The sequence below is a fragment of the Variovorax sp. GW821-FHT09B05 genome (genome assembly GCF_059418265.1).
Window position 1 is genome coordinate 104,400 of the sequence record NZ_JBWKPN010000023.1, and the last position, 20,377, is coordinate 124,776.

The following is a 20,377-nucleotide window of genomic DNA, read 5'->3' on the forward strand; positions in this document are numbered from 1 at the left end:
TCGCCGTCAGGCGGCCGAAGAGGGCCAGCCCGCGGGGTCGCGGCGCTGATGCATGCAGCTCAGCACCACCACGCGATCGAACTCGACGAGATAAAAGACGGAATAGGGGAAGCGCCGCAGGTGGGCCCTGTGAACGTCTTCCCAAACCAGCGGCGCGCCTTCGGGCTGTCGCGCGATCCGGTGCACCACGGCCTCGACGCTGCGCGCGAACTCAGCGCCCAGCCCGGCGCGCTGCATTTCGTACCAGCCCTGCGCGTCCTGCAACTGGCGCAGCGCGCTTTCCCGAAAAACGATGTCCAGCAAGGTCAGAGCTTCAGCGATGCCTTGACCTGGTCCCAGGGCACGACCGCCTGCGGGTCGGCACGATGCTCGGCGCGGCGGCGTGCGACCTCTTCCTGTTCGCGCGCGCTCAGCCTTTGCGATTCGGCATCGCGCGCCACGCTGTCCCACAGTTCTTCGGCCAGCTCGATGCGTTCCGCCATGCTCAGCGAAGAAAGAGCCTGCTGCAGATCGGAGCTTCCCAATTCGATCTCCCGAAAGTGGATCAACGCATCATTCTAGGCAGGCGTGTCCAAAGCCCTAAGGCCCTCAGTTCGCAGGTGCGATCGACAGCACCGTGAGCGCCCCATCGACCTTGTCGGCCGTGAACTGCACCTTGTCGCCGGGCTTGACCTGCGTGAGCAGCGCCGGGTCCTTCACGCGGAAGACCATGGTCATGCCGGTCATCTCGAGGTTGGGGATGTCGCCGTGGCGCAAGGTGATCTTGTTCGCCTCGGTGTCGATCTTGCGGACCTCGCCCTCGACGGGCGGCAGGGCCGTCTGTGCGAAGGCGACGGCGGCGAACAGGAGGGCGCCGAGGGCGGCGAGCGATTTCTTCATGGTGATCGGTCTTTCTTGCAGGATGATCGGAGGATTCATCGATAGCTCTGGAACACGCGCGTGCCGCCATCGGCCAGCACCAGCAGCACGTCGTAGGGATCGCGCTGGTCGCCATAGGCCGGACCGTCCATGCCCGGCGAGCCGACCGGCATGCCGGGCACGGCGAGGCCCACGGCCCTGGGCTTCTCCTTGAGCAGGCGCTGGATCTCGCGCGCGGGCACGTGGCCCTCGATGGCGTAGCCGCCGACCTGGCCCGTGTGGCACGAGCCCAGCTTCTCGGGCAGGCCCAGGCGCTTGCGCGCGGCCGCGTTGCCTTCGTCGTGCACGCGCGTGGCGAAGCCGTTCCTGTTGAGGTGCTTGACCCAGTCCTGGCAGCAGCCGCAGTTCGGGTCCTTCCAGATCTCGACCATCGGCGCCGCGGCGCGCGCCGCCCGCGCGATGAAAGGCAGGGCGGCGGTGGACGCCAGGGTCAGCATCAGTCGTCTTCTTTGCATGGGAGTTCCTTTCGGGATTTCAGGATTTGCCGGCGGCGGGCAGCACGCGGACGCGGCCGGCCATGCCGAGTTCGTAGTGGTCCTTCACCAGGCAGGCGAAGTCGAAGTCGCCGGCGCGGTTGAAGGTCCAGACCAGCTCGCCGGTCTGGCCCGGCGGCACGTGCGCCATCCAGGGCTCGTCGTGCTCCATGCCGGGGATTTTCTTCATCATGGCCGCGTGGGCCTCGATCTCGGCCGTGGTGCCGAGCACGAGTTCGTGCAGGTCACGGCCCTTGTTCTTCAAGCGCAGGCGCAGCGTGTCGCCTTCGCGCACTTCGATCACCGAGGGCGTGAACGTCATGTCGTCGGCCATCGCGATGTCGATGGTGCGTTTCACGGCACCGGGCTTGCCGACGATGCCCCAGGGCTTCTGCTCGGGCGCGAGTTCGGCCGCGCCCCTGGGCTTGGCGACGTGGTTCTCGTGCGCCAGCGAGACGGTGGCGAAGGCCGCGAGCGCGAGGCCGGCGGCGGCGAGCTTGAGTGTCTTGTTCATGGATGGAACTCCAAAAGATGAAAGGGGATGAGCGGATTCAGTGCTGGTGCGTGCCATGGCCCGAGGGCTTGCGCACGCTGGCATCGGGCTCGGCGGCCGACGGGGCCGGTGCCTTCGCGCGCGGGGCCGGCGGCACGTTGGCGTTGGGCACTTCGCGCGCGACCGTGCCCGGCGGATGCCTGAACCAGCCCGGGTCGCGGTAGTCGCCGGGCTTCTGGTCGCGGCGCACCTTGAGCAGCGTGAACATGCCGCCCATCTCGGCCGAGCCGAAAGGGCCGGTGCCGGTCATCATCGGCACCGTGTTGTCGGGAATGGGCATCTCCATCTCGCCCATGTCGGCCATGCCCTTGTCGCCCATCACCATGTAGTCGGGCACCAGCTTCCTGATCTTCTCGGCCACGCCCTTGTGGTCCACGCCGATCATGGTCGGCACCTCGTGGCCCATCGGCCCCATGGTGTGGTGCGCCTTGTGGCAGTGCAGCGCCCAGTCGCCTTCCTCGTCGGCGATGAACTCCATCTGCCGCATCTGGCCCACCGCCACGTCGACCGACACCTCGGGCCAGCGCGCGGTGCGCGGCACGGGGCCGCCGTCGGTGCCGGTCACCTCGAACTCGTGGCCATGGATGTGGACCGGGTGGTTGGTCATCGTGAGGTTGCCCACGCGGATGCGCACGCGGTCCCCCTTGCGCACGTTGAGCGTGTCGATGGCCGGGAACACGCGGCTGTTGAAGCTCCAGAGGTTGAAGTCGGTCATGGTGCTGACCTTGGGCGTGGCGCTGCCGGGCTCCACGTCGAAGCTGCCGAGCAGGAAGCAGAAGTCGCGATCGACCTTCTCGATCAGCGGGTGATCGGCCTTCGGGTGCGTGACCCAGAAGCCCATCATCCCCATCGCCATCTGCACCATCTCGTCGGCATGCGGGTGGTACATGAAGGTGCCGGGGCGGCGCGCGGTGAACTCGTAGACGAAGGTCTTGCCCGGCGGGATCTGCGGCTGCGTGATGCCGCCCACGCCGTCCATGCCGTTGGGCAGGCGCTGGCCGTGCCAGTGCACGGTGGTGTGCTCGGGCAGCCGGTTGGTCACGTAGATGCGCAGCCGGTCGCCCTCGACCACCTCGATGGTCGGTCCCGGCGACTGGCCGTTGTAGCCCCACATGTTGACCTTGAAGCCCGGCGCCATCTCGCGCACCACCGGCTCGGCGACGAGGTGGAATTCCTTGACGCCGGCGTTCATGCGCCAGGGCAGGGTCCAGCCGTTGAGCGTGACGACGGGGTTGTAGGGCCGGCCGTTGGGCGGCACCAGCGGTGCGGCCGTGGCGGTGGAGCTTTGCGAGACGGGCTCGGGCAGCGCGGCCATCGAGACGCGGCTGACGGTGGTGGCGGCCACGGCCGTGGCGGCGCCCGCGAAGAAATTGCGGCGGTTCATCTCAGTGTCCTCCCGCCGCGGGGGCGTCGCTGGCGGTCGCGGTCTGCAGCGCCGTCATGCCGCCGGGCGAACTGCCCGTGAGCACCAGTTGCAGGTCGGTATCGGCCAGCCAGAAATCGCGCTGCGCCTCGATGCCGGCGTTCACCGCGAGCATGCTCGCGCGCGTCTCGGCGAGCAGCTCCCACACGCTCGCGAGCATGCCGTTGTAGCGCAGCACCATCTCCTCGTTGACCTTCCTGCGCAGCGGCAGCACCTCGTCGCGGTAGCGCCGGGCCAGGCCATAGGCCGTGTTCCAGCCGCGCCAGGCCTCGCGCGCCTCGCTCGCGGCCAGCACGCCCACGTCGCGCACGCGCGCGGCCGACTGCATGTACTGCGCCTCGGCGCGGCCGGTGCGTGCCTGGCCCCAGTCGAACAGCGGCAGCGGCAGGTCGAGCTCGAAGCCGCGCTGCGTGGCGCGCGAACGGTCGGCGTCGTTCTCGAAGGTGGTGTTGCGCACCACGCCGAGCTCCATCGCATTGATGACGCGCGTGGCATGCACGAGGCCCAGCGAATCGGCCACGGCCGTGTTCTGCGCCTGCGCCGAGCGCACGTCGAGCCGGTCGCGCAGCGCGCGTGCCTGCACGTCGCCGAGCTCGGGCGCGGCCTGGGGCAGCGGCGGCAGGCGGTCGGGCAGGGTGTAGGCGGTGCGTTCGCCCGCCAGGCCCAGCAGCCGCGTGAGCTGCTCGCGCGAGGCCACGGCGGCCTGCTCGGCACGTGCGAGCTGCGCCGCGGCATCGGCCAGCAGCAGCTGTTCGCGCGTGCGCTGCAGCGCGCTCCAGTTGCCGACCTGGGCCATGCGGTGCGCGAGCTCGGCGCCGGCCTCGGCCGCCTCCCTGGCATCGCGCAGGTAGACCACGCTCTGCTGCGCCGCCACCGCGCGCACCCAGGCGCGACGCGTGTCGGCGGCCAGCAGCAGCACGCTCTGCGCGGCCTGCAGCTTGGCGGCCTCGTGGCGCTGGCCGGCCCAGCGCGCCTGCCACGGCAGCGTGACCAGGCCGATCACGTTGAAGCTCAGCATGCGCTCGAGCTCGCGCTCGCGGCCCTGCGCCAGCCGGCTGAACGAGAGCACCGGGTTCGGCAGGCTCGCGGCCTGCACGCGGTCGGCGTCGCTCAGTTGCAGGGTGGCGAAGGCGTCCTGCACGCGCGGGCCGTTGACGAGCGCGATGCGCACGGCGGCCTCGGCGTCGAGCGGCCTGGCGAGCAGCGCGTCGACGCTTTTGCGCGAAGCCTCGTCGGGCATGCGCTGGGCCGGCTGGCCCGCCATCAGGGGATTGCCCGCGACCAGGGCCTGCACGTCGGCCGTGCCGCCGTCGGGCGAGAGGCTGGCGCAGCCGGCCAGGAACAGGGCACTGGCGAATGCGAGGGCGCGCCGGGGCAGCGCGTCAGTTGTTCGACAGCGAAAGGGAAAGGGGCCGGCCAGGTGCCGGCGAACGATAGGGTTCACGCTCGATCTCCATGAGCAATACGATCGACGCCGCGAGCCGGCAAGGGCTCACCGCGGACGGACTACGGGCAGGGAGATCAGGAAATGGGCGGCTTCAAGCCCAGGAAGGGCTCGGTGCTCGCGAAGCGAGCCGCCGGGGCCGCGGGGGCGGCCTGGGGGGCATCGTGCGCGATGCCCCTGAGTTCGGTGCCGCCGAGTGCCACCGAGTGGCAGACCTGGCAGGCGGTGCAGGTGCCGCAGCCCTGGTGGCTGGCGTGGTCGCTGTCGCTGCCGTCGCCGTGGGTGTCGGCCATCGCGTGGTCGGCGTGCGAGGCGTTGTCCATGGCCGTCATGGCCATGTCGCCGGCCTCGTGGCAGTGCGCCTCGGTGGCCGCCTGTGCCACGCCGGCGACGGCCTCGGCCGCGGGCATCGCATGCCGCACCATCTCGATCGCCATCGCGTCGCCGAGCCAGCCGCGAACCGGCAGCAGGGCGATCATGAGGGCGAGGAACAGGGTGCGCATGGAGGGCCGATGATAAACCGCGTGCCTTAGCCGCCGAGCTGCGCGCGGGCCTTGTCCACCCACAACGACAGGTTGTCGAGCAGATCTTTCTGGCTGAACGAGCAGCTTTCCTCACTGAACAGCGCGCTCGATTCGAGCCGGTCGAGCAGGTTCAGCAGCACCTCGCCGTAGCGCGGCGGCAGGGCGGCCAGCAGCGCGGCGCTGCCGCGTGCCTGGTCCGACAGCAGGCCGGCGGGGCCGCCGCCCTGGCGGCGCAGCGCGTCGATGTGCCCGGCGATGGTGTCGAGCTGTTGCAGCGCGGCGCTCACGAGGCGCTCCTTCCCGAGGGCGGCAGCGGCAGCCCGCGTTCGCGCACCAGGTCGCGCAGCACGTCGGGGTAGTCGGTGATGATGCCGTCCACGCCCAGGTCCATCAGCCGGATCATGTCGGCGCGCTGGTTCACGGTCCAGGGCAGCACCTTCATGCCGAGGCCCTGTGCCTCCTTCACCTGCGCCGCGTCGAGGTCGGCGAAGGCCGGCGACCAGACGAGCGGACCGCCACTGGTGCCGGCCGCGGCCTTCACGAGCTGCGGCGTGGAGCCGAAGCCCGCGGCATCGAGCCCGGCAGTCCAGCGCTTGTCCTTCAGCGTGCGCGGCGTGCTCAGGTAGGCGCGCGACATCGCGGGCGCCCATTGGCCCACCAGCGCCAGCGTGCGCCAGTCGAAGCTCTGCACGGTCACGCGCTCGGCCATCTGCGCCTTGTCGATGACCGCGAGCAGCGCGCGCACCATGGGCTCGGGCGCGGCGGTCTCGTCGGGCTTGGTCGGATCGATCTTGGTCTCGATGTTGAAGCGCACGGTGGCCGCAGCCGGGCCGCGCGCGCGCACCAGGTCGAACACCGCCTCGAGCGTCGGGATGCGTTCGCCGTCGCGCGGCAACTGCAGCGCGAACTGGCGGCCATAGCTGCTCGAGGGATTGAGCCGGCCCACGTCGTAGCCCTGCAGCTGCGCCAGCGTGAGCGAGCGGATCGTGGGTCCGCTGCGGCCGTTCGCGGGCGTGAGCCACTGGCCGGCGGCATCGCGCGTGTGGTCGGGGTTGAGGGCCGTGTCGTGCGACACCACCACCACGCCGTCGGCGCTCAGGCCGATGTCGAGCTCGAGCGTGGTCACGCCGAGGTCGATGGCGTTGGAGAACGCCGCCAGCGTGTTCTCGGGCGCGAGGCCGCGGCCGCCGCGGTGGGCCTCGAGGTCGAAGCGCGTGCGCGGCGTGGGCGCGAAGCCGGTGCAGCCCGCGGCGAGCGCGGCGGTGGCGCCCAGGGCGAGCAGGAGCGTGCGTCTGCGATGTGTCATTTGAGTTGCACCTTGATGCCGTCGGCGAGCACCGTGATGTCGCCGATCTCGTAGGTCTTGCGCCCGACGGTGAGTTCCTCGGGCTTGAAGGTGCGCAGCGGCTGGCCTTGCAGCAGTTCCTGCGCCACCAGCGCGCCCACGCGCTGCAGCCGCTCGCCATCGCGCCCGCCCAGGCCCTGCAGCTCGATGCGCTCGGCCTTGGGCTGGTCGAGCCGCAGCGCGCGCGTGGCGGCGTCGTACTTGAGCGCGCTGCTGACTGCCACCGTGCCCTGCACCGGCGCGCCGCCGAGCAGCGGGCTCGCGATGGTCAGCGTGGCGGTGATCGCGGCGCGGTTGGTGCCCGCGTCCAGGCCCAGCTGCGGATCGCGCAGCCCGACCGTGAACAGCTCGGCATAGCGCTCGGCCACCGGGAAGCGGCGCGCGATCTGCGCCTGCAGCTCGTCGCGGCTCGCGGTGTATTCGCTGGTGAAGAAGTTGAAGCCCGCGAAGGCGGCGAACGGCGCCTGGAGCGCGCAGGCGCCGAGCAGGGCGCCCAGCGCGCGGCGGCGGGTCAGACGGGTCGGGCGGATCGGGGAGGAGGGCATGGAGCGGCGGCTTTGCATGGCGGTGGGAGCTTGCCACAGGCGCGCGAGTTCGCGCCCGATTGGTTGCAGGACGTCACCGGCACCGCTGGCCGGACAGGGCCCGTTCAAGCGTGCAACAGGTCTTGCGGCAACCCGCTCACGAACTCCGCGAAATCGCTGCCGCCGATCGAGATGTGGACCAGCATCGCCGCCTGCGCCTCGGCCGGATCGCTGCGCAGCAGCGCCTCGGTGATGGCCGCGTGCTCACGCGCCGAGCGCTGCATGCGGCCCGGCGAATCGAAGCGGTTGGCGGTGTAGGCGGCGCAGCGGGTGCGCAGCGCGCGGATCTGGTCGACCAGCGTCTCGTTGCGGCAGGCCGCGTAGATCAGGTCGTGGAAATGGTCGTTGGCATCGCGGTAGGCCAGCGCGTCGTCGCGCGCCGAGGCCTCGGCGCAGGCGGCCAGCGCCTCTTCCAGCGCCTTCTTCTCGGTCGGGCGCATGCGCTTGGCGGCGAACTTGGCGGCCGCGCCCTCGAGCTCGCCGAGCAGCTCCAGCAGCTCGCGCAGCAACTGGATCGACAGCCGCGGCACCGAGGCGCCGCTGCGCGGTTCCATCACCACGAAACCCTGGGCCGCCAGCTGGAGGATGGCTTCGCGGATCGGGGTGCGCGAGACCTCGAAACGCTCGCTGAGTCCGCGCTCGTCGATGGGCTGGCCGGGCTGCAGCAGGCCGCTGGCCAGGCTTTCGATGATCGACAGGCGGATCGATTCGGCCAGCGTCGGGCTGGCAACGGGGCTTCTACCGGGTTGCATACGGATGTGATCTGAAAATATACTGAACTCGTTTATAAATATTTAAACGGAGACGCCTGGTGTTTTCAAGACTGCTTTGGAAGGTCGTGGTGGCCGGTTCTGCATTTCTGCTGGGTGCGCCCGGATTTTTGCATGCGCAGGAAAGCTGGTCGCCGACCCGCCCGCTGCGGCTGGTACTCGGCTACACGCCCGGCGGCGCGGCCGACGCGGTGGCGCGCGACCTCGCGCCGGTGATGGAGAAGGCGCTGGGCCAGCCGGTGGTGGTGGACTACAGGCCCGGCGCCGGCGGCGCGATCGGCGCCGAGGCCGTCAAGACCGCCGCGCCCGACGGCTACACCCTGGGCCTGATCGACGGCGCGCCGCTGACCATCATCCCGAACGCGCGCAAGGTGCCCTACGACCCGCGCAGCGACTTCAGCTACCTGGGCGTGGTCTCGAAGTCGCCGCTGGTGGTGCTGGTGAATCCCTCGGTGCCCGCGCGCACCCTGCCCGAGCTGCTGGCGCTGGCGCGGGCGCAGCCGGGTCAGCTGGCCTATTCCAGCTCGGGCAACGGCACCATCCACCACCTGGCGGGCGAGCTGCTCAAGGCCGCGAGCCACAGCGACCTGATGCACGTGCCCTACAAGGGCGCGGCGCCGGCCATGAACGACCTGATGGGCGGCGCGGTCGCGGTCTCGTTCGCCACCATCGCGCCCGCCGTGCCGGTGGTGCAGGGCGGCCGGGCGCGCGCCATCGCCGTGACCTCGGCGCGCGAGGTGCCGGCGCTGCCGGGCGTGAAGACCGTGGCGGCGCAGGGACTGCCGGGCTACGACGCGCAGGGCTGGTTCGTGCTGGCCGCGCCCAAGGGCCTGCCGGCGCCCGTGGTGCGACGGCTCAACGCGGCGCTCAACGCCGCCCTGCAGACGCCCGCGGTGCGCGAACGCCTCCTGGCCACGGGCAGCGACATCGAGGCCGGCCCGCCCGAGGCGGCCGCCGAGCTGGTCGCGACCGACTTCCGCAAGTGGGGCCAGGTGATCCGCGAGCAGCAACTCCGTTTCGATTGACCCGCCCCTTTTCCTTTTTTCTTTTCCTCTCCAAGGACCTTCACGCATGACCACGACCCTCCAGGACCCCGCGGCCGACACCGCCGCGCCGCCGCTGCTCGCCATCGACGGCGCCGTCGCCACCATCACGCTGCGCCGCCCCGGCAGCCACAACCGCATCGAGCCCGATGACCTGCCGGTGCTGCGCGGCTACCTGCGCCAGCTCGACGCCGATCCGGCGGTGCGCGTGATCGTGTTCGCGAGCACGGGCAAGAGCTTCAGCTCGGGCTTCGACCTCTCGCGCCTGGGCAAGGCCGCCGCCACCGGCGAGAACCTGTTCGAGCAGTTCACCGACGAGATCGAGAACGCGCGCGCGGTCACCATAGCGCGGCTGCACGGGCCGGTCTACGGCGGCGCCACCGACCTCGCGCTGGCCTGCGACTTCCGCCTCGGCGTGCAGGGCATGCGCATGTTCATGCCGGCCTCGCGCCTGGGCCTGCACTACTACGGCCACGGCATCCGCCGCTGGGTCTCGCGGCTGGGGCTCGGCGCGGCCAAGAAGCTGTTCCTGACCTCGCGCGCGATCCAGGCCGAGGAGATGCTGCGCGTGGGCTATCTCGATGCGCTGGTCGCGCCCGAAGCGCTCGATGCCGAGCTGCGCACCTGGCTCGACGAGCTGCTCGCGGTGGCGCCGATCCCGCTGGTCACGATGAAGCGCACGCTCAACGAGACCGCGCGCCAGCAGTACGACGAGGCCGCCGCGCAGCAGGCGCATGTCGCCAGCCTGCGCACGCGCGACCTGCACGAGGCCCTGGCGGCCTTTGCCGAGAACCGCGCGCCGCGCTTCGAGGGGCATTGAGCGTGGCGCACGGAATGCCGCCACCGGACCCCGCCGCGCTGCCGCTGGCCGGCGTGCGCGTGCTCGAGCTGTCGCAGATCATGGCCGGCCCGATCTGCGGCCTGATGCTGGCCGACATGGGCGCCGAGGTCATCAAGATCGAGAAGTTTCCGGCCGGCGATGATGCGCGCGGCTATGCACGGCCCAACGACCCGGGGCTCGCGCCATCGTTCGTGATGCTCAACCGCGGCAAGCGCTCGGTGGCGGTCGACATCCGCCAGCCAGCCGGGCAGGACGTGATCCGCCGGCTCGCGGCGCGCTGCGACATCGTCACCGAGAACTTCCGGCGCGGAAAGCTCGATGCGCTCGGCCTCGGCTACGAGCAGCTGCGCGCCGCGAACCCCGGCCTCGTCTACTGCTCGATCAGCGGCTACGGCCCCAACGGCCCGCTCAGCGACAAGGGCGGCTTCGACCTGGTGCTGCAAGCCTTCTCGGGCCTGATCAGCGTCACCGGCAGCCTCGGCGGCGAGCAGGCCAAGCCCGGCAACTCGGTCGCCGACATCAACGCCGGCATCCTGGCCGCGCTCGGCAGCCTCTCGGCCTATGTGCGGCGGCTGCGCACCGGCATCGGCAGCAAGGTCGAGACCTCGCTGCTGCAGGCTTCGCTGCAGCAGATGTACTGGTTCGCCGCGGCCTACTTCTCGAGCGGTGCCATCGCGCGGCCGATGGGCACCGCCCATCCGCTGATCGCGCCCTACCAGACCTTCCGCTGCGCCGAGGGCGCGATCGCGATCGGTGGCGGCAACCAGGCCAACTGGCAGCGCATCGCCGAGGTGCTGGGCCATCCCGAATGGGTGGACGACCCGCGCTTTCGCACGGGCCGCGACCGGCTCGCGCACCAGGCCGCGCTCGAGGCGCTGATCACGCAGGCGCTGGCGCCGCACGGCGCGGACCACTGGATCGAGCGCCTCGACCGCGCCGGCGTGCCGGTGGGACCGGTGCACGACGTGAAGCAGGCGCTCGAGCATCCGCAGTCGAGCGCGGTGTCGATGGTGGTGGAGGTCGACCATGCCGAGGGCGGCACCACGCGCTCGCTCGGGCTGCCGCTGCACTTCGACGGCGTGTCGCCGCATGCGCGCTCGGCCGCGCCGCGCGTGGGCGAGCAGACCCACGAGGTGCTGCGCGAATTCGATTTCGGCGAGGAGGAGATCGAGCGGCTGCAGCGCGCGCAGGTCATCGCGCAGCACGCCGCGACCTGAGGCTCAGCGCAGCGGCAACTCGTAGCGCGCGAAGAGGCCGAAGTCCTTGCGGGTCTCGCTGTGCAGCGCGAAGCCGAAGCGCTCGTAGAGGCGGCGCAGCGGCGCGCGGTCGGCCACGCAGTCGAGCCGCAGGTGGCGCTTGCCGAGCGCCGTCGCCCGTTCGCGCGCGAACACCAGCAAGGCGTTCGACACGCCTTGCCCCGCGAAGCCGCGGCGCACCGCGAGCTTGTGCACGTAGAGCGAGCTGCCGGCCTCGATCTCGGGCCAGAAATACGGGTCCTCGAGGTCGAGCCGGACCACGCCGGCCACCTGGCCATCGATGCGCGCGATGAAGTAGCCGCCGGCTGCGCAGTCGCGCTCGATGCGCGCGGGCGCGATCTCCGGCCCCGACCACAGGGTGCGGCCTTCGTCGACCAGCCATTGCGCGGCCTCGTGCAGCACGGCGACGACGGTGGGGGCTTCCTCGGGGCGGGCGGGTTCGATCTGCATGGGGTGCGAAGCATAGCGGCCCGCCGCCGCGGTCCTCACTGCCAGCGATAGCGTGCCGTGAGCGTCGCCGTGCGGCGCGTGCCCTGGTAGCACTCGCCGTGGTAGCAGATCGAGTTGTACTTCTTGTCCGCCAGGTTGGAGACGTTGAGCGCCACGCGCCACGGGCCGCGCTCGTAGTGCAGGGCCGCGTCGAGCAGCGTCACGCCGCGTTCGGCGCTGGTGTTGTGCTCGTCGTTCTGGCGCTTGCCGACGTAGCGCACGCCGCCGCCGAGGCCCAGCCCGTTGCCCAGCGTGTAGTCGAGCCAGACCGAGGCCGACTGCTTGGGCACCAGTGGCGGGATCTTGCCGATCTCGTCGGGGTCGGCGCTGGCGAGCACCTTCATGTCGAGCCAGGTGTAGGCCGCCGCGATGTTCAGGCCCGGCGCGAGCTCGCCCTTGGCTTCGAGCTCGATGCCGCGCGAGCGCTGCTTGCCGATCTGGCGGCCCTCGAAGGTCGCGGGGTCGTAGGTGACCACGTTGGTCTTGCGCAGGTCGAAGGCGGCCGCGGTGAACAGGCTGCGCGAACCCGCGGGCTGGAACTTGAGGCCGAGCTCGACCTGCTTGCCGCGGCTGGGCCGGAAGGCCTCGTTGTTCGCATCGGTGCCGCTGTTGGGCAGGAAGGAGGTGACGTAGCTCAGGTAGGGCGCCCAGCCGTTGCCCAGCAGGTAGCTGAGGCCGGCCCGGCCGCTGAAGGCGCTGTCGGACTTGCGGGAGCGGCTGCTGTCGAGATGGTCGTCGGTGACCTGGCGCACGCGGTCCTGGCGGCCGCCGAGCGTGAGCACCCAGCGCTCCCCGAACTTGAGCTGGTCCTGCGCATAGAAGCCGAGCTGGCGCGTCGACTGGTCGAGGTTGGCGAGCGGCTCGGTGGGCAGTGCCACCGGCTGGCCATAGACGGGCGCGAGCAGGTCGAGGCTGGGCGCCGGGCCGATGAAGCGCCGTTGCCGGCCCTTCTGGTCGCTGTAGTCGACGCCCAGCAGCAGCGTGTGCTGCACATCGCCATGCTGCAGCCTGCCCTGCACGCTGGTGTCGAGCGTCGCGAGGTTCACGGGGTCGCGCCAGGTCCTGGCGATGCGCGACAGCGTGTGCTGGTCCTCGCCCAGCGCATCGGCCCAGACCACGCGGCGGCTCGGGTCGACGCGGCTGTAGCGGAAGTTCTGGCGCAGGGTCCACTGGTCGCCCAGGGCGGTCTCGAAGCGGTAGCCGATGGCGCCTTGCGTCTGCTTGAGCTGGCCGAAGCTGTGGTCGCCCACCTTGATCGAGGAGAGGGCGTAGTTCTGCGTCAGGTAGTAGGGATCCTCGGCCGTGTTGTTGCGCAGGAACTCGGCCAGCACGGTCAGCGAGGTGCCCGCGTTCGGCTGCCAGCGCAGCGAGGGCGCGATGTAGGTGCGCGTGTGGTTGAGCCTGCGGCCGTCGGGGTAGCGGTCCTGGTCGTTGCTGTCGAGGCTCAGGCCGACCAGCCGGTAGCTCAGCACAGCGTCGCTGCCGATCCGGTCGCCGAGGTCGAAGGCCAGCTGCTGGCGCTGGTAGCTGCCGTACTGCAGCTCGATCTCGCGGATCCGCTCGCCCGTGGGCTGCTTGCTCACGCGGTTGACGATGCCGCCCGCGTCGGCCTGGCCGAACACCATCGACGCCGGGCCGCGCAGCACCTCCACGCGTTCCAGCGCATAGGGCTCGGTCAGGTAGTAGGTGGGAACGAAGGAGGCCTGGGCCAGCCCGTCGCGGTAGACGCCGGTGGTCGACGAGTTGAAGCCGCGCAGCAGCACGTACTCCCAGCCGCGGTTGTCGGGACCGTAGGTGCTGGTGGTCACGCCGGGCGTGTAGCGCAGCGCCTCCATCACGTCCTGCGCGCCGCGCGCCTCCATTTCCTCGCGGCCGATCACCGACACCGATTGCGGCACCTCGATCAGCGGCGTGTCGGTCTTGGTGGCCGTGCCGCTGATGCGCGCGGCATAGCCGGGCACGGGGCCGTTGCCGCTTTCGCGCTCGGCGCCCGCGGTCACCTGCACGGCGGGCAGGCTGCCGCTGCCCGTGACGGGCGCGGTCGGCGCGGATTCTGTGGGCGCGGGCTGGCTGCGCAGCACGTAGCCGCCGTTGTCCAGCCGCAGCGCCTGCAACCCGGTGCCGGCCAGCAGCGCGGCCAGCGCCTCCTGTGGCGTGAAGGGGCCGCGCAGGCCGGCCGTGCGCTTGCCGTCGGTCTGCTCGGCGACGAAGCTCAGCGGCAGGTTGGCCGCGCTCGCGAAGCTGCGCAGCGCCGGCGCGAGCGGACCGGCCGGAACGTCGTAGGTCTGGCGCGCGGCCTGCGCCTGCGGCGCCTGGGCGCGGGCCGTGCCCGGCAGGCCCATCTGCGCGCCCAGCAGCGCGAGGCCGCACAGCGCCGTGGCTGAAATTCCCTGAGCTGGATGCTTGTTCTTCCGGTGTCGCGGCTGGCGCCCGTTGGTCGGCATGGTGGTCTCTCGAAGTGATTGCTGAAAAAGAAGCCCTCACTTGACAGGTGCCGCGAGAAAGCAAATCGGGCAGGCAACGACGAAAATTTTTTGGAGGTCGGTGCTTACTGGACGCCCTCCACCGTCGCCCAGAAGCGGGTGCGCAGCCGCACCTGCACCGGCAGCACGCTCGGCAGCATCGCGAGGATGCGCTCGGTGTCGGCCAGCGGGAACACGCCCGACAGGCGCAGCCCGGCCACGGCCGGATCGCAGCGCACGATGCCGGGCCGGTAGCGGCCGAGTTCGGCCAGGAAGTCGTCCAGGCGCATGTCGTCGGCGATGAGCTGGCCGAGCGTCCAGGCCGTGGTCTGCGCGTCCACCGCGGCGATCGGGCCGACCTCGCCGCGGCCGAAGCTCGCGCGCTCGCCGGCGCGCAGCCGCACCGGCGCGGCCGCGGCCTCCGCGGGCGCGATCTCGACCGCGCTCTCGAGCACGGCGACACGGCTGCGGCCCTCGTCCTGGCGCACGCTGAAGCGCGTGCCGAGCGCGCGGATCCGTCCCTGGGCGGTGTCGACCACGAAGGGCGGGCTGTCGGGCCGCTCGTGGCCGGTGACGATCAGCACTTCGCCCGCCACCAGCCGCACCAGCCGCTGCCGGTCGTCGAAGCGCACGTCGATGGCGCTGGCCGTGCCGAGCGTGATGCGCGTGCCGTCGGGCAGCGACAGGTCGCGCTGCTCGCCGGTGCCGGTGCGGAAATCGGCCACCGTCTGCTGCCAGGTCTGCGTGCGCGAGGCGAGCACGCCCGTGGCGCCGGCCGCGCCGAGCCACAGCAGCGCGCGCAGCGCCTTGCGCCGCGGCGCGGGCGTGCGGTCGGAGGCGAGCGCGGCATGGGCGGCCGCCGGATGCAGGCCCTTGAGGCGCGCGCTGAAGCTCTCGATGTGCTGCCATGCGCGCTCGTGGTCCGGATGGCCGCGGCGCCATTGCTGCCAGCGCCGGCGGTCGTCTTCCGTGGCTTCGCCCGACATCAGCAGCGTGAGCCACTCCGCGGCCTCGTCGGCCGCGCGTTCGCCGAAGGGCAGGGCGGTGGCGGTGTCGAGGGGGGCGCTGCGCATCTCAGTCGGCCAGGCCGAAGAAGCACTGGCGGTTGGCGCGCGACAGGTACTGCTTGACCGAGCTGGCCGACACGCCGAGCCGCTCGGCGATCTGCGCGTAGCTCAGGCCTTCGAGATGGGCCAGCAGGAAGGCTTCCTTCGCGGCCGGCGGCAGGCTGTCGAGCACGCGGTCGACCTGGTGCAGCGCCTCGATGGCCAGCAGCTGCACCTCGGGCGAGGGCGCCATCTCCTGCGGCAGCGCGGCCAGCGCCTCGAGGTAGCTCTGTTCGAGCACCTGCCGGCGATGCCGGTGCGCGATCAGCCGCCGCGCGATGGTGGCGAGGAAGGGGCGCGGCTCGCGGATGCCGGCCGCGGTGCCGGTCGTGATGACGCTGACGAAGGTGTCCTGTGCCAGGTCGGCCGCGGCGAAGGAATCGCCGAGCTTGCGCCGCAGCCAGCCCTGCAGCCACCCATGGTGCTCGCCATAGAGCGACCGCACTTCCTCGTGCATGGCGGATTCGGCGGCAGGCATGGCGGCATTCCCTCTTCGCCAGCGGCCTGGCATGGGTCGAGATTAATGAGAACGTTTCTCATTAATTCTAGATGAAGCGCTCGCTCCGGGGCATGGGTTTTCAGCCGTGCCGCCGCACCGTGAAGCCTTCGGCCGCGGAAGGCGCGGCGAAGTGGCTGCTGATCAGGTCGAACTGCGCCTCGCTGGTCTCGAAGGGATGCGTGCCGCTTGCGTTGCGCTCTCGCAGCCGCTGCTTGCAGACCGCGTCGGGCAGCTCGAGCAGGTGCAGCACGTGCGCCGCGCCGGCCGCTTCGAAGATGCCGCGCATCCAGTGCCGGTTCGCGACCGTGTTGGCCGGGAAGTCGAGCGCCACCGACACGCCGGCCGCGAGCAGCGCCGCCAGGTGGCCCTCGATGGCCTGCTTCAGGCGGCCCGCGCAGCGCACGTAGTCGGGCAGTTCGCGGATCTCGCCCGGGTAGAGCGCCGCGAGCCAGGCGTCCTCGCTCACGAGCACGGTGGCGGGTGCCGCGGCGAGCCGGCGCGCGAGCGTGGATTTGCCGGCGCCGATCTTGCCGCAGACCATGTGCAGCACGGGGGTGGAGGGGGTCGCTGTCATTTCGTTTTCTCCGGAGGGTGGTGGGCTTGGAAGCAGCGCCCCGGAAAACGAAAAACCCGCCTTCTGGGGCGGGTTGCATGGCATGAACTCGAGGAACCGTGCGTCAACCCACCATCTTCGAAATGGTGCGAATGATCGACGCGATGATGCGCGGGCAGGCCATGGGCCGAGCATAGCCCACGGCCGCGCGCTTCAGTCGTGCAGCGACGACAGGAACTGCCGCAGCTCGGGCGTCTGCGGATTCGCGAACAGCTCGGTGGGCGGCCCCATCTCGTGCACGCGGCCCTGGTGCATGAAGATCACGCGGTCGGCCACCTTGCGCGCGAAGTTCATCTCGTGCGTGACCATCAGCAGGGTCATGCCCTCGTCGGCCAGCGACTCGACCACGCGCAGCACCTCGCCGACCAGCTCGGGGTCGAGCGCCGAGGTGATCTCGTCGCACAGCAGCACGCCCGGTTCCATGGCCAGCGCGCGCGCGATCGCCACGCGCTGCTGCTGGCCGCCCGAGAGCTGGTCGGGCATGGCGTCGAACTTCTCGGCCAGGCCCACGCGCGTGAGCAGCTTGCGCGCCTGCGAGGCGGCCTCGAGCGACGAGCGCTTCTTCACCAGCGTGGGCGCGAGCATCACGTTCTTGCCGACCGTGAGGTGCGGGAACAGGTTGAAGCCCTGGAAGATCATGCCCACGCGCTGGCGCAGCTCGCGCATTGCCATCGCGCTCTCGTGCAGCAGCGGCTTGCCGTCGACGGTGAGCGAGCCCTCCTGGAACACCTCGAGGCCGTTGATGCAGCGCAGCAGCGTGCTCTTGCCCGAGCCGCTCTTGCCGATGATGGCGATCACCTCGCCGCGTTTCACGTCGAGGTCGATGCCCTTGAGCACCTCGTTGCTGCCGTAGGACTTGCGCAGCGCGGTGATGCGCACGATCGGCGAGCCCACCGCGACGGCGGGTTGTTGTTGCGGTTCAAGCACGGCGGCCATGGGTTTTCCTCTCGAGGGTCTTGGCGTACAGGCTCACGGGAAAGCACAGCACGAAATAGAGCAGGGCCACGCAGCTGAACACCACGAAGGGCTGGAAGGTGGCGTTGGAGATCATGCTGCCGGCCTTGGTGAGTTCGACGAAGCCGATGACCGACGCCAGCGCCGTGCCCTTGATGACCTGCACCAGGAAGCCCACGGTGGGCGCGATCGCGATCCTCACGGCCTGCGGCAGGATCACGTGGCGCAGTTGCTCGCCGAAGCTCAGGGCGAGGCTGCCCGAGGCTTCCCACTGCCCCTTCGGGATCGAGGCCACGCAGCCGCGCCAGATCTCGGTGAGGAAGGCGCTGGTGTAGAGCGTGAGCGCCACGCTGGCCGCGGTCCATGCCGACACGTCGATGCCGAACAGGGCGATGCCGAAGTAGGCCAGGAACAGCTGCATCAGCAGCGGCGTGCCCTGGAACAGTTGCACGTAGAGGCCCACGGCCTTGCCGACGGCCCGGCCGCCGCGCAGGCGCAGGAACAGCAGCAGCGCGCCCACGATGCCGCCGCCGACGAAGGCGATGAGCGAGAGCACGACGGTCCAGCGCAGCGCCAGCAGCAGGTTGCGCAGGATGTCCCAGAGGGAGAAATCGGTCATGGCGGATTCAGCGGCCGAAGAAGAAGCGGGGACCGGCCCAGTCGAGCAGCCGCCGCAGCGCCACCGAGAGCGCGAGGTAGATCAGCGTGGCGACGATGAAGGCCTCGAAGGCGCGGAAGTTGCGGCTCTGGATCAGGTTGGCCGCGTAGCTCAGCTCCTCGGTCGAGATCTGCCCGCACACGGCCGAGCCCAGCATCACGATGACGATCTGGCTCACCATCGCGGGCCACACCTTCTTGAGCGCCGGCGGCAGCACCACGCGCAGGAACACCTGCGAGCGGCTCAGCGCCAGGCTCACGGCGGCCTCGATCTGGCCCTTGGGCGTGGCCTCGATGCCGGCGCGGATGATCTCGGTGGAATAGGCCCCGAGGTTCAGCACCATCGCGATCACCGAGGCCACCTCGGGCGTGAGCTTGACGCCCGCGGCCGGCAGCCCGAAGAAGATGAAGAACAGCTGCACGATGAAGGGCGTGTTGCGGATCAGCTCCACGTAGGTGCCCACCACCGCGCGCAGCCAGCGCGGGCCGTCGGCGCGCGCCCAGGCGCAGAAGGTGCCGACGCCCATGCCCAGCACGGTGCCCACGGCCGTGAGGCCGATGGTCCACGCGACGCCGCGCAGCAGCAGCGGCCACTCGGCGAGCACGGCGCCAAAGTCGAATTCGATGCCCATGGCCGCGCCGTTCGATCAGACCGGCAGGTCGCCGGCGACCTTGCCGAGCCACTTCTTCGACAGGGCGTCGAGCGTGCCGTCCTTCTTGGCCGTCGCGATGATCTCGTTGACCCTGGTCTTGAGCGCGGTCTCGCCCTTGGCGATGCCGACGAAGCAGGGGCTGTCTTTCAGCAGCAGCTTGAACTCGGCGCTGACCTTCGGGTTCTTGGCGAGCATGTCGCCGGCGACGGCCGCGCTGGTGGCGAGGGTCTGGGTCTGGCCCGCGACGAAGGCCGCGATGGTCGCGTTGTTGTCCTCGAAGCGGCGGTAGTCGACGTTCGGCGGCGCCACCTTGTTGAGCTCCTGGTCCTCCATCGCGCCGCGCGTCACGGCCACGGTCTTGCCGGCCATGTCGGCGAAGCTGGCGAGCTTCATGCTCTTGGCGGCGTACACGGCCTGGAAGAAGGGGGCATAGGCCGACGAGAAGTCGATCACCTTCTCGCGCTCCGCGTTCTTGCCGAGCGTGGAGATCACGAGATCGGCCTTCCTGGTCTGCAGGTAGGGAATGCGGTTGGCGCTGGTCACGGGCACCAGCTCGACCTTGACGCCGAGCTTGGCGGCGATGAGCTCGGCCATCTCCACGTCGAGGCCCTGCGGCTTCATGTTCTTGTCGACCGAGCCGTAGGGCGGGTAGTCGGTGGGCACGGCGATCTTGATGGTCTTGGCCTTGAGCACGTTGTCGAGCGCGTTCTGGGCGTAGGCACCGCCGGCCGAGGCCAGCATGGCGAGGGAGGCGAGCGCGAGGGCGACGCGGCGTTTGGATGCGAGGAAGGTCATAGCAGGGCTCCTAGGTAAGTCGAAGAGTCGGGATCGGGGGCCGCGCCGGGCTTGCGGCGCTTGCTCCGGGGGGCCGGCGTGGTGGCCGTGTTCTGGAGCGGCGCCAGCGCATCGCGCAGCTGGGCCAGCGGATCGGCGGGTGCCTGCACGCGCAGGGCCGACTGCACCGTGCCGATGTGCTCGGCCATCAGGGCCTCGGCGGCGGCATGGTCGCCGCGCTCGAGCGCCGCGACGATCTGCACGTGGTCCTCGCAGGACTGCACCGCGTCGTGCGTGGATTGGTAGAGCATGGCGATCAGCGTGGTGCGCGCCGTGTAGTCGCGCAGGGTGTCGGCCAGCAGCGTGTTGCCCAGGCATTCGGCCAGGCAGACGTGGAAGTCGCCGAGCAGGAAGCTGCGGTTGCCGACGTCGCTTTCCTTGAGCGCGGCCTTCTCGCGCTGCAGGTGCGTTTTCAGTTGCCGCAGCGCGCTCTTCTGGAGCTTGCCCGCGCTGCCCGCGCTTCGGATCAGCCCGAGCTCGATCACGCGCCGCGCCTCGAAGGCCTCGCGCGCTTCGTCCTGCGAGGGCTCGATCACGAACCAGCCGCGCCGCGCGCTCACGGTGACGATGCCGCGCGCCGCCAGCCGCGTGAGCGCCTCGCGCACGATGGTGCGGCTGCAATCGAACAGCATCGCGAGCTGCTGCTCGCCCAGGCGCGAACCCGGCGCGAGCTTCTGCGCCATCACCGCCTCGACGATGCGCGCACTGATTTCGGAAGCGGAGGTAGACATTCGCCTGCATACCAGCAGCTTCCGTGCCAACTGGTATGCAAGATGTGTGCACCGAAATGGGCTGGCGACGTGCGCCGGTGGTGCGGGTGTTTCGGGCGTGCTGAAGCTGGTTTTCGCTCCCGGAGGGACGGGCTCACGCCGATGGGGTACTCCCCTCCGCGAATGTCCCCCGCCTTCGGCTCCTCCTTTATTTCGCTGCGGGGAG

25 protein-coding genes are annotated in these 20,377 nt (G+C 70.6%); 3 read left to right on the forward strand and 22 right to left on the reverse strand.

Going from position 1 to position 20,377, the window contains the following annotated elements:
• Positions 1–6: 6 nt before the first annotated feature.
• The 12 genes from AC07RM_RS37620 to AC07RM_RS37675 form a co-directional block, all read right to left on the reverse strand.
• A complete protein-coding gene (locus tag AC07RM_RS37620) occupies positions 7–303 on the reverse strand; it encodes a type II toxin-antitoxin system RelE/ParE family toxin (protein WP_495337727.1) in 297 nt (98 codons plus the stop codon).
• 2 nt (positions 304–305) lie between these two features.
• A complete protein-coding gene (locus AC07RM_RS37625) occupies positions 306–524 on the reverse strand; it encodes an addiction module protein (protein ID WP_412179907.1) in 219 nt (72 codons plus the stop codon).
• A gap of 64 nt (positions 525–588) precedes the next feature.
• Positions 589–879 (reverse strand): copper-binding protein, encoded by a 291-nt coding sequence (locus AC07RM_RS37630; RefSeq protein WP_093340032.1) that lies wholly within the window; start codon positions 877–879, stop codon positions 589–591.
• Positions 880–914: 35 nt separating this feature from the next.
• Positions 915–1,373 (reverse strand): DUF411 domain-containing protein, encoded by a 459-nt coding sequence (locus AC07RM_RS37635; RefSeq protein WP_495337728.1) that lies wholly within the window; start codon positions 1,371–1,373, stop codon positions 915–917.
• A gap of 19 nt (positions 1,374–1,392) precedes the next feature.
• On the reverse strand, positions 1,393–1,905 hold the full coding sequence (locus AC07RM_RS37640) for a cupredoxin domain-containing protein (RefSeq protein WP_495337729.1): 513 nt from the start codon (positions 1,903–1,905) through the stop codon (positions 1,393–1,395).
• Positions 1,906–1,942: 37 nt separating this feature from the next.
• On the reverse strand, positions 1,943–3,328 hold the full coding sequence (locus AC07RM_RS37645; protein WP_495337730.1) for a multicopper oxidase family protein: 1,386 nt from the start codon (positions 3,326–3,328) through the stop codon (positions 1,943–1,945).
• 1 nt (position 3,329) lies between these two features.
• Positions 3,330–4,811 carry a TolC family protein gene (locus AC07RM_RS37650; RefSeq protein WP_495337731.1) on the reverse strand — a complete coding sequence of 494 codons (1,482 nt, stop codon included), beginning with the start codon at positions 4,809–4,811 and terminating at the stop codon, positions 3,330–3,332.
• A gap of 77 nt (positions 4,812–4,888) precedes the next feature.
• Positions 4,889–5,314, reverse strand: a complete 426-nt coding sequence (locus AC07RM_RS37655; RefSeq protein ID WP_398498254.1) for a hypothetical protein — start codon at positions 5,312–5,314, stop codon at positions 4,889–4,891.
• A 26-nt stretch (positions 5,315–5,340) separates the two neighbouring features.
• A complete protein-coding gene (locus AC07RM_RS37660) occupies positions 5,341–5,592 on the reverse strand; it encodes a hypothetical protein (RefSeq protein ID WP_371268778.1) in 252 nt (83 codons plus the stop codon).
• A gap of 26 nt (positions 5,593–5,618) precedes the next feature.
• Positions 5,619–6,641 (reverse strand): glycerophosphodiester phosphodiesterase, encoded by a 1,023-nt coding sequence (locus tag AC07RM_RS37665; RefSeq protein ID WP_495337732.1) that lies wholly within the window; start codon positions 6,639–6,641, stop codon positions 5,619–5,621.
• Positions 6,638–7,225 (reverse strand): DUF1439 domain-containing protein, encoded by a 588-nt coding sequence (locus AC07RM_RS37670; RefSeq protein ID WP_093340021.1) that lies wholly within the window; start codon positions 7,223–7,225, stop codon positions 6,638–6,640. The genes AC07RM_RS37665 and AC07RM_RS37670 overlap by 4 nt, the downstream gene beginning before the upstream one ends.
• A 104-nt stretch (positions 7,226–7,329) precedes the next feature.
• Positions 7,330–8,016: a GntR family transcriptional regulator gene (locus AC07RM_RS37675; protein WP_093340019.1), complete on the reverse strand. Its 687-nt coding sequence runs from the start codon at positions 8,014–8,016 to the stop codon at positions 7,330–7,332.
• Positions 8,017–8,105: 89 nt separating this feature from the next.
• On the opposite strand from AC07RM_RS37675, the gene AC07RM_RS37680 reads away from it, so the two are divergent.
• The 3 genes from AC07RM_RS37680 to AC07RM_RS37690 are packed head-to-tail and all read left to right on the forward strand — an operon-like array spanning position 8,106 to position 11,135.
• Positions 8,106–9,059 (forward strand): tripartite tricarboxylate transporter substrate-binding protein, encoded by a 954-nt coding sequence (locus AC07RM_RS37680; RefSeq protein ID WP_143129053.1) that lies wholly within the window; start codon positions 8,106–8,108, stop codon positions 9,057–9,059.
• A gap of 46 nt (positions 9,060–9,105) precedes the next feature.
• Positions 9,106–9,897 carry an enoyl-CoA hydratase/isomerase family protein gene (locus AC07RM_RS37685; protein ID WP_057596478.1) on the forward strand — a complete coding sequence of 264 codons (792 nt, stop codon included), beginning with the start codon at positions 9,106–9,108 and terminating at the stop codon, positions 9,895–9,897.
• 14 nt (positions 9,898–9,911) lie between these two features.
• Positions 9,912–11,135 (forward strand): CaiB/BaiF CoA transferase family protein, encoded by a 1,224-nt coding sequence (locus tag AC07RM_RS37690; RefSeq protein WP_495337733.1) that lies wholly within the window; start codon positions 9,912–9,914, stop codon positions 11,133–11,135.
• A 3-nt stretch (positions 11,136–11,138) separates the two neighbouring features.
• Here the strand turns inward: AC07RM_RS37690 and AC07RM_RS37695 are convergent, their stop codons facing one another.
• The 10 genes from AC07RM_RS37695 to AC07RM_RS37740 all read right to left on the reverse strand — a co-directional run bounded on the left by AC07RM_RS37695 (position 11,139) and on the right by AC07RM_RS37740 (position 20,172).
• Positions 11,139–11,624: a GNAT family N-acetyltransferase gene (locus AC07RM_RS37695; protein ID WP_495337734.1), complete on the reverse strand. Its 486-nt coding sequence runs from the start codon at positions 11,622–11,624 to the stop codon at positions 11,139–11,141.
• 35 nt (positions 11,625–11,659) lie between these two features.
• Complete coding sequence (locus AC07RM_RS37700; protein WP_495337735.1) at positions 11,660–14,107, reverse strand: TonB-dependent siderophore receptor; 2,448 nt, start codon at positions 14,105–14,107, stop codon at positions 11,660–11,662.
• A 104-nt stretch (positions 14,108–14,211) separates the two neighbouring features.
• Positions 14,212–15,198, reverse strand: coding sequence for a FecR domain-containing protein (locus AC07RM_RS37705; protein WP_495337736.1), 987 nt, complete (start codon positions 15,196–15,198; stop codon positions 14,212–14,214).
• A gap of 1 nt (position 15,199) precedes the next feature.
• Complete coding sequence (locus AC07RM_RS37710) at positions 15,200–15,709, reverse strand: sigma-70 family RNA polymerase sigma factor (protein WP_093340011.1); 510 nt, start codon at positions 15,707–15,709, stop codon at positions 15,200–15,202.
• Between the two features lie 100 nt (positions 15,710–15,809).
• The gene (locus AC07RM_RS37715; RefSeq protein ID WP_495337737.1) at positions 15,810–16,304 is read right to left on the reverse strand and encodes a P-loop nucleotide/nucleoside kinase family protein; all 495 of its coding nucleotides are present in this window, start codon (positions 16,302–16,304) and stop codon (positions 15,810–15,812) included.
• Between the two features lie 192 nt (positions 16,305–16,496).
• Complete coding sequence (locus AC07RM_RS37720; RefSeq protein ID WP_495337738.1) at positions 16,497–17,279, reverse strand: amino acid ABC transporter ATP-binding protein; 783 nt, start codon at positions 17,277–17,279, stop codon at positions 16,497–16,499.
• On the reverse strand, positions 17,263–17,916 hold the full coding sequence (locus tag AC07RM_RS37725) for an amino acid ABC transporter permease (protein ID WP_093340005.1): 654 nt from the start codon (positions 17,914–17,916) through the stop codon (positions 17,263–17,265). Before AC07RM_RS37725 ends, AC07RM_RS37720 begins: the two co-directional genes overlap by 17 nt.
• Positions 17,917–17,923: 7 nt before the next feature.
• The gene (locus tag AC07RM_RS37730) at positions 17,924–18,586 is read right to left on the reverse strand and encodes an amino acid ABC transporter permease (RefSeq protein ID WP_296776345.1); all 663 of its coding nucleotides are present in this window, start codon (positions 18,584–18,586) and stop codon (positions 17,924–17,926) included.
• Positions 18,587–18,601: 15 nt separating this feature from the next.
• Entirely contained in the window at positions 18,602–19,402 is an 801-nt protein-coding gene (locus tag AC07RM_RS37735; RefSeq protein ID WP_495337739.1) for a transporter substrate-binding domain-containing protein, read from the reverse strand.
• Positions 19,399–20,172, reverse strand: a complete 774-nt coding sequence (locus AC07RM_RS37740) for a GntR family transcriptional regulator (protein ID WP_093339997.1) — start codon at positions 20,170–20,172, stop codon at positions 19,399–19,401. The genes AC07RM_RS37735 and AC07RM_RS37740 overlap by 4 nt, the downstream gene beginning before the upstream one ends.
• Positions 20,173–20,377 lie beyond the last annotated feature (205 nt).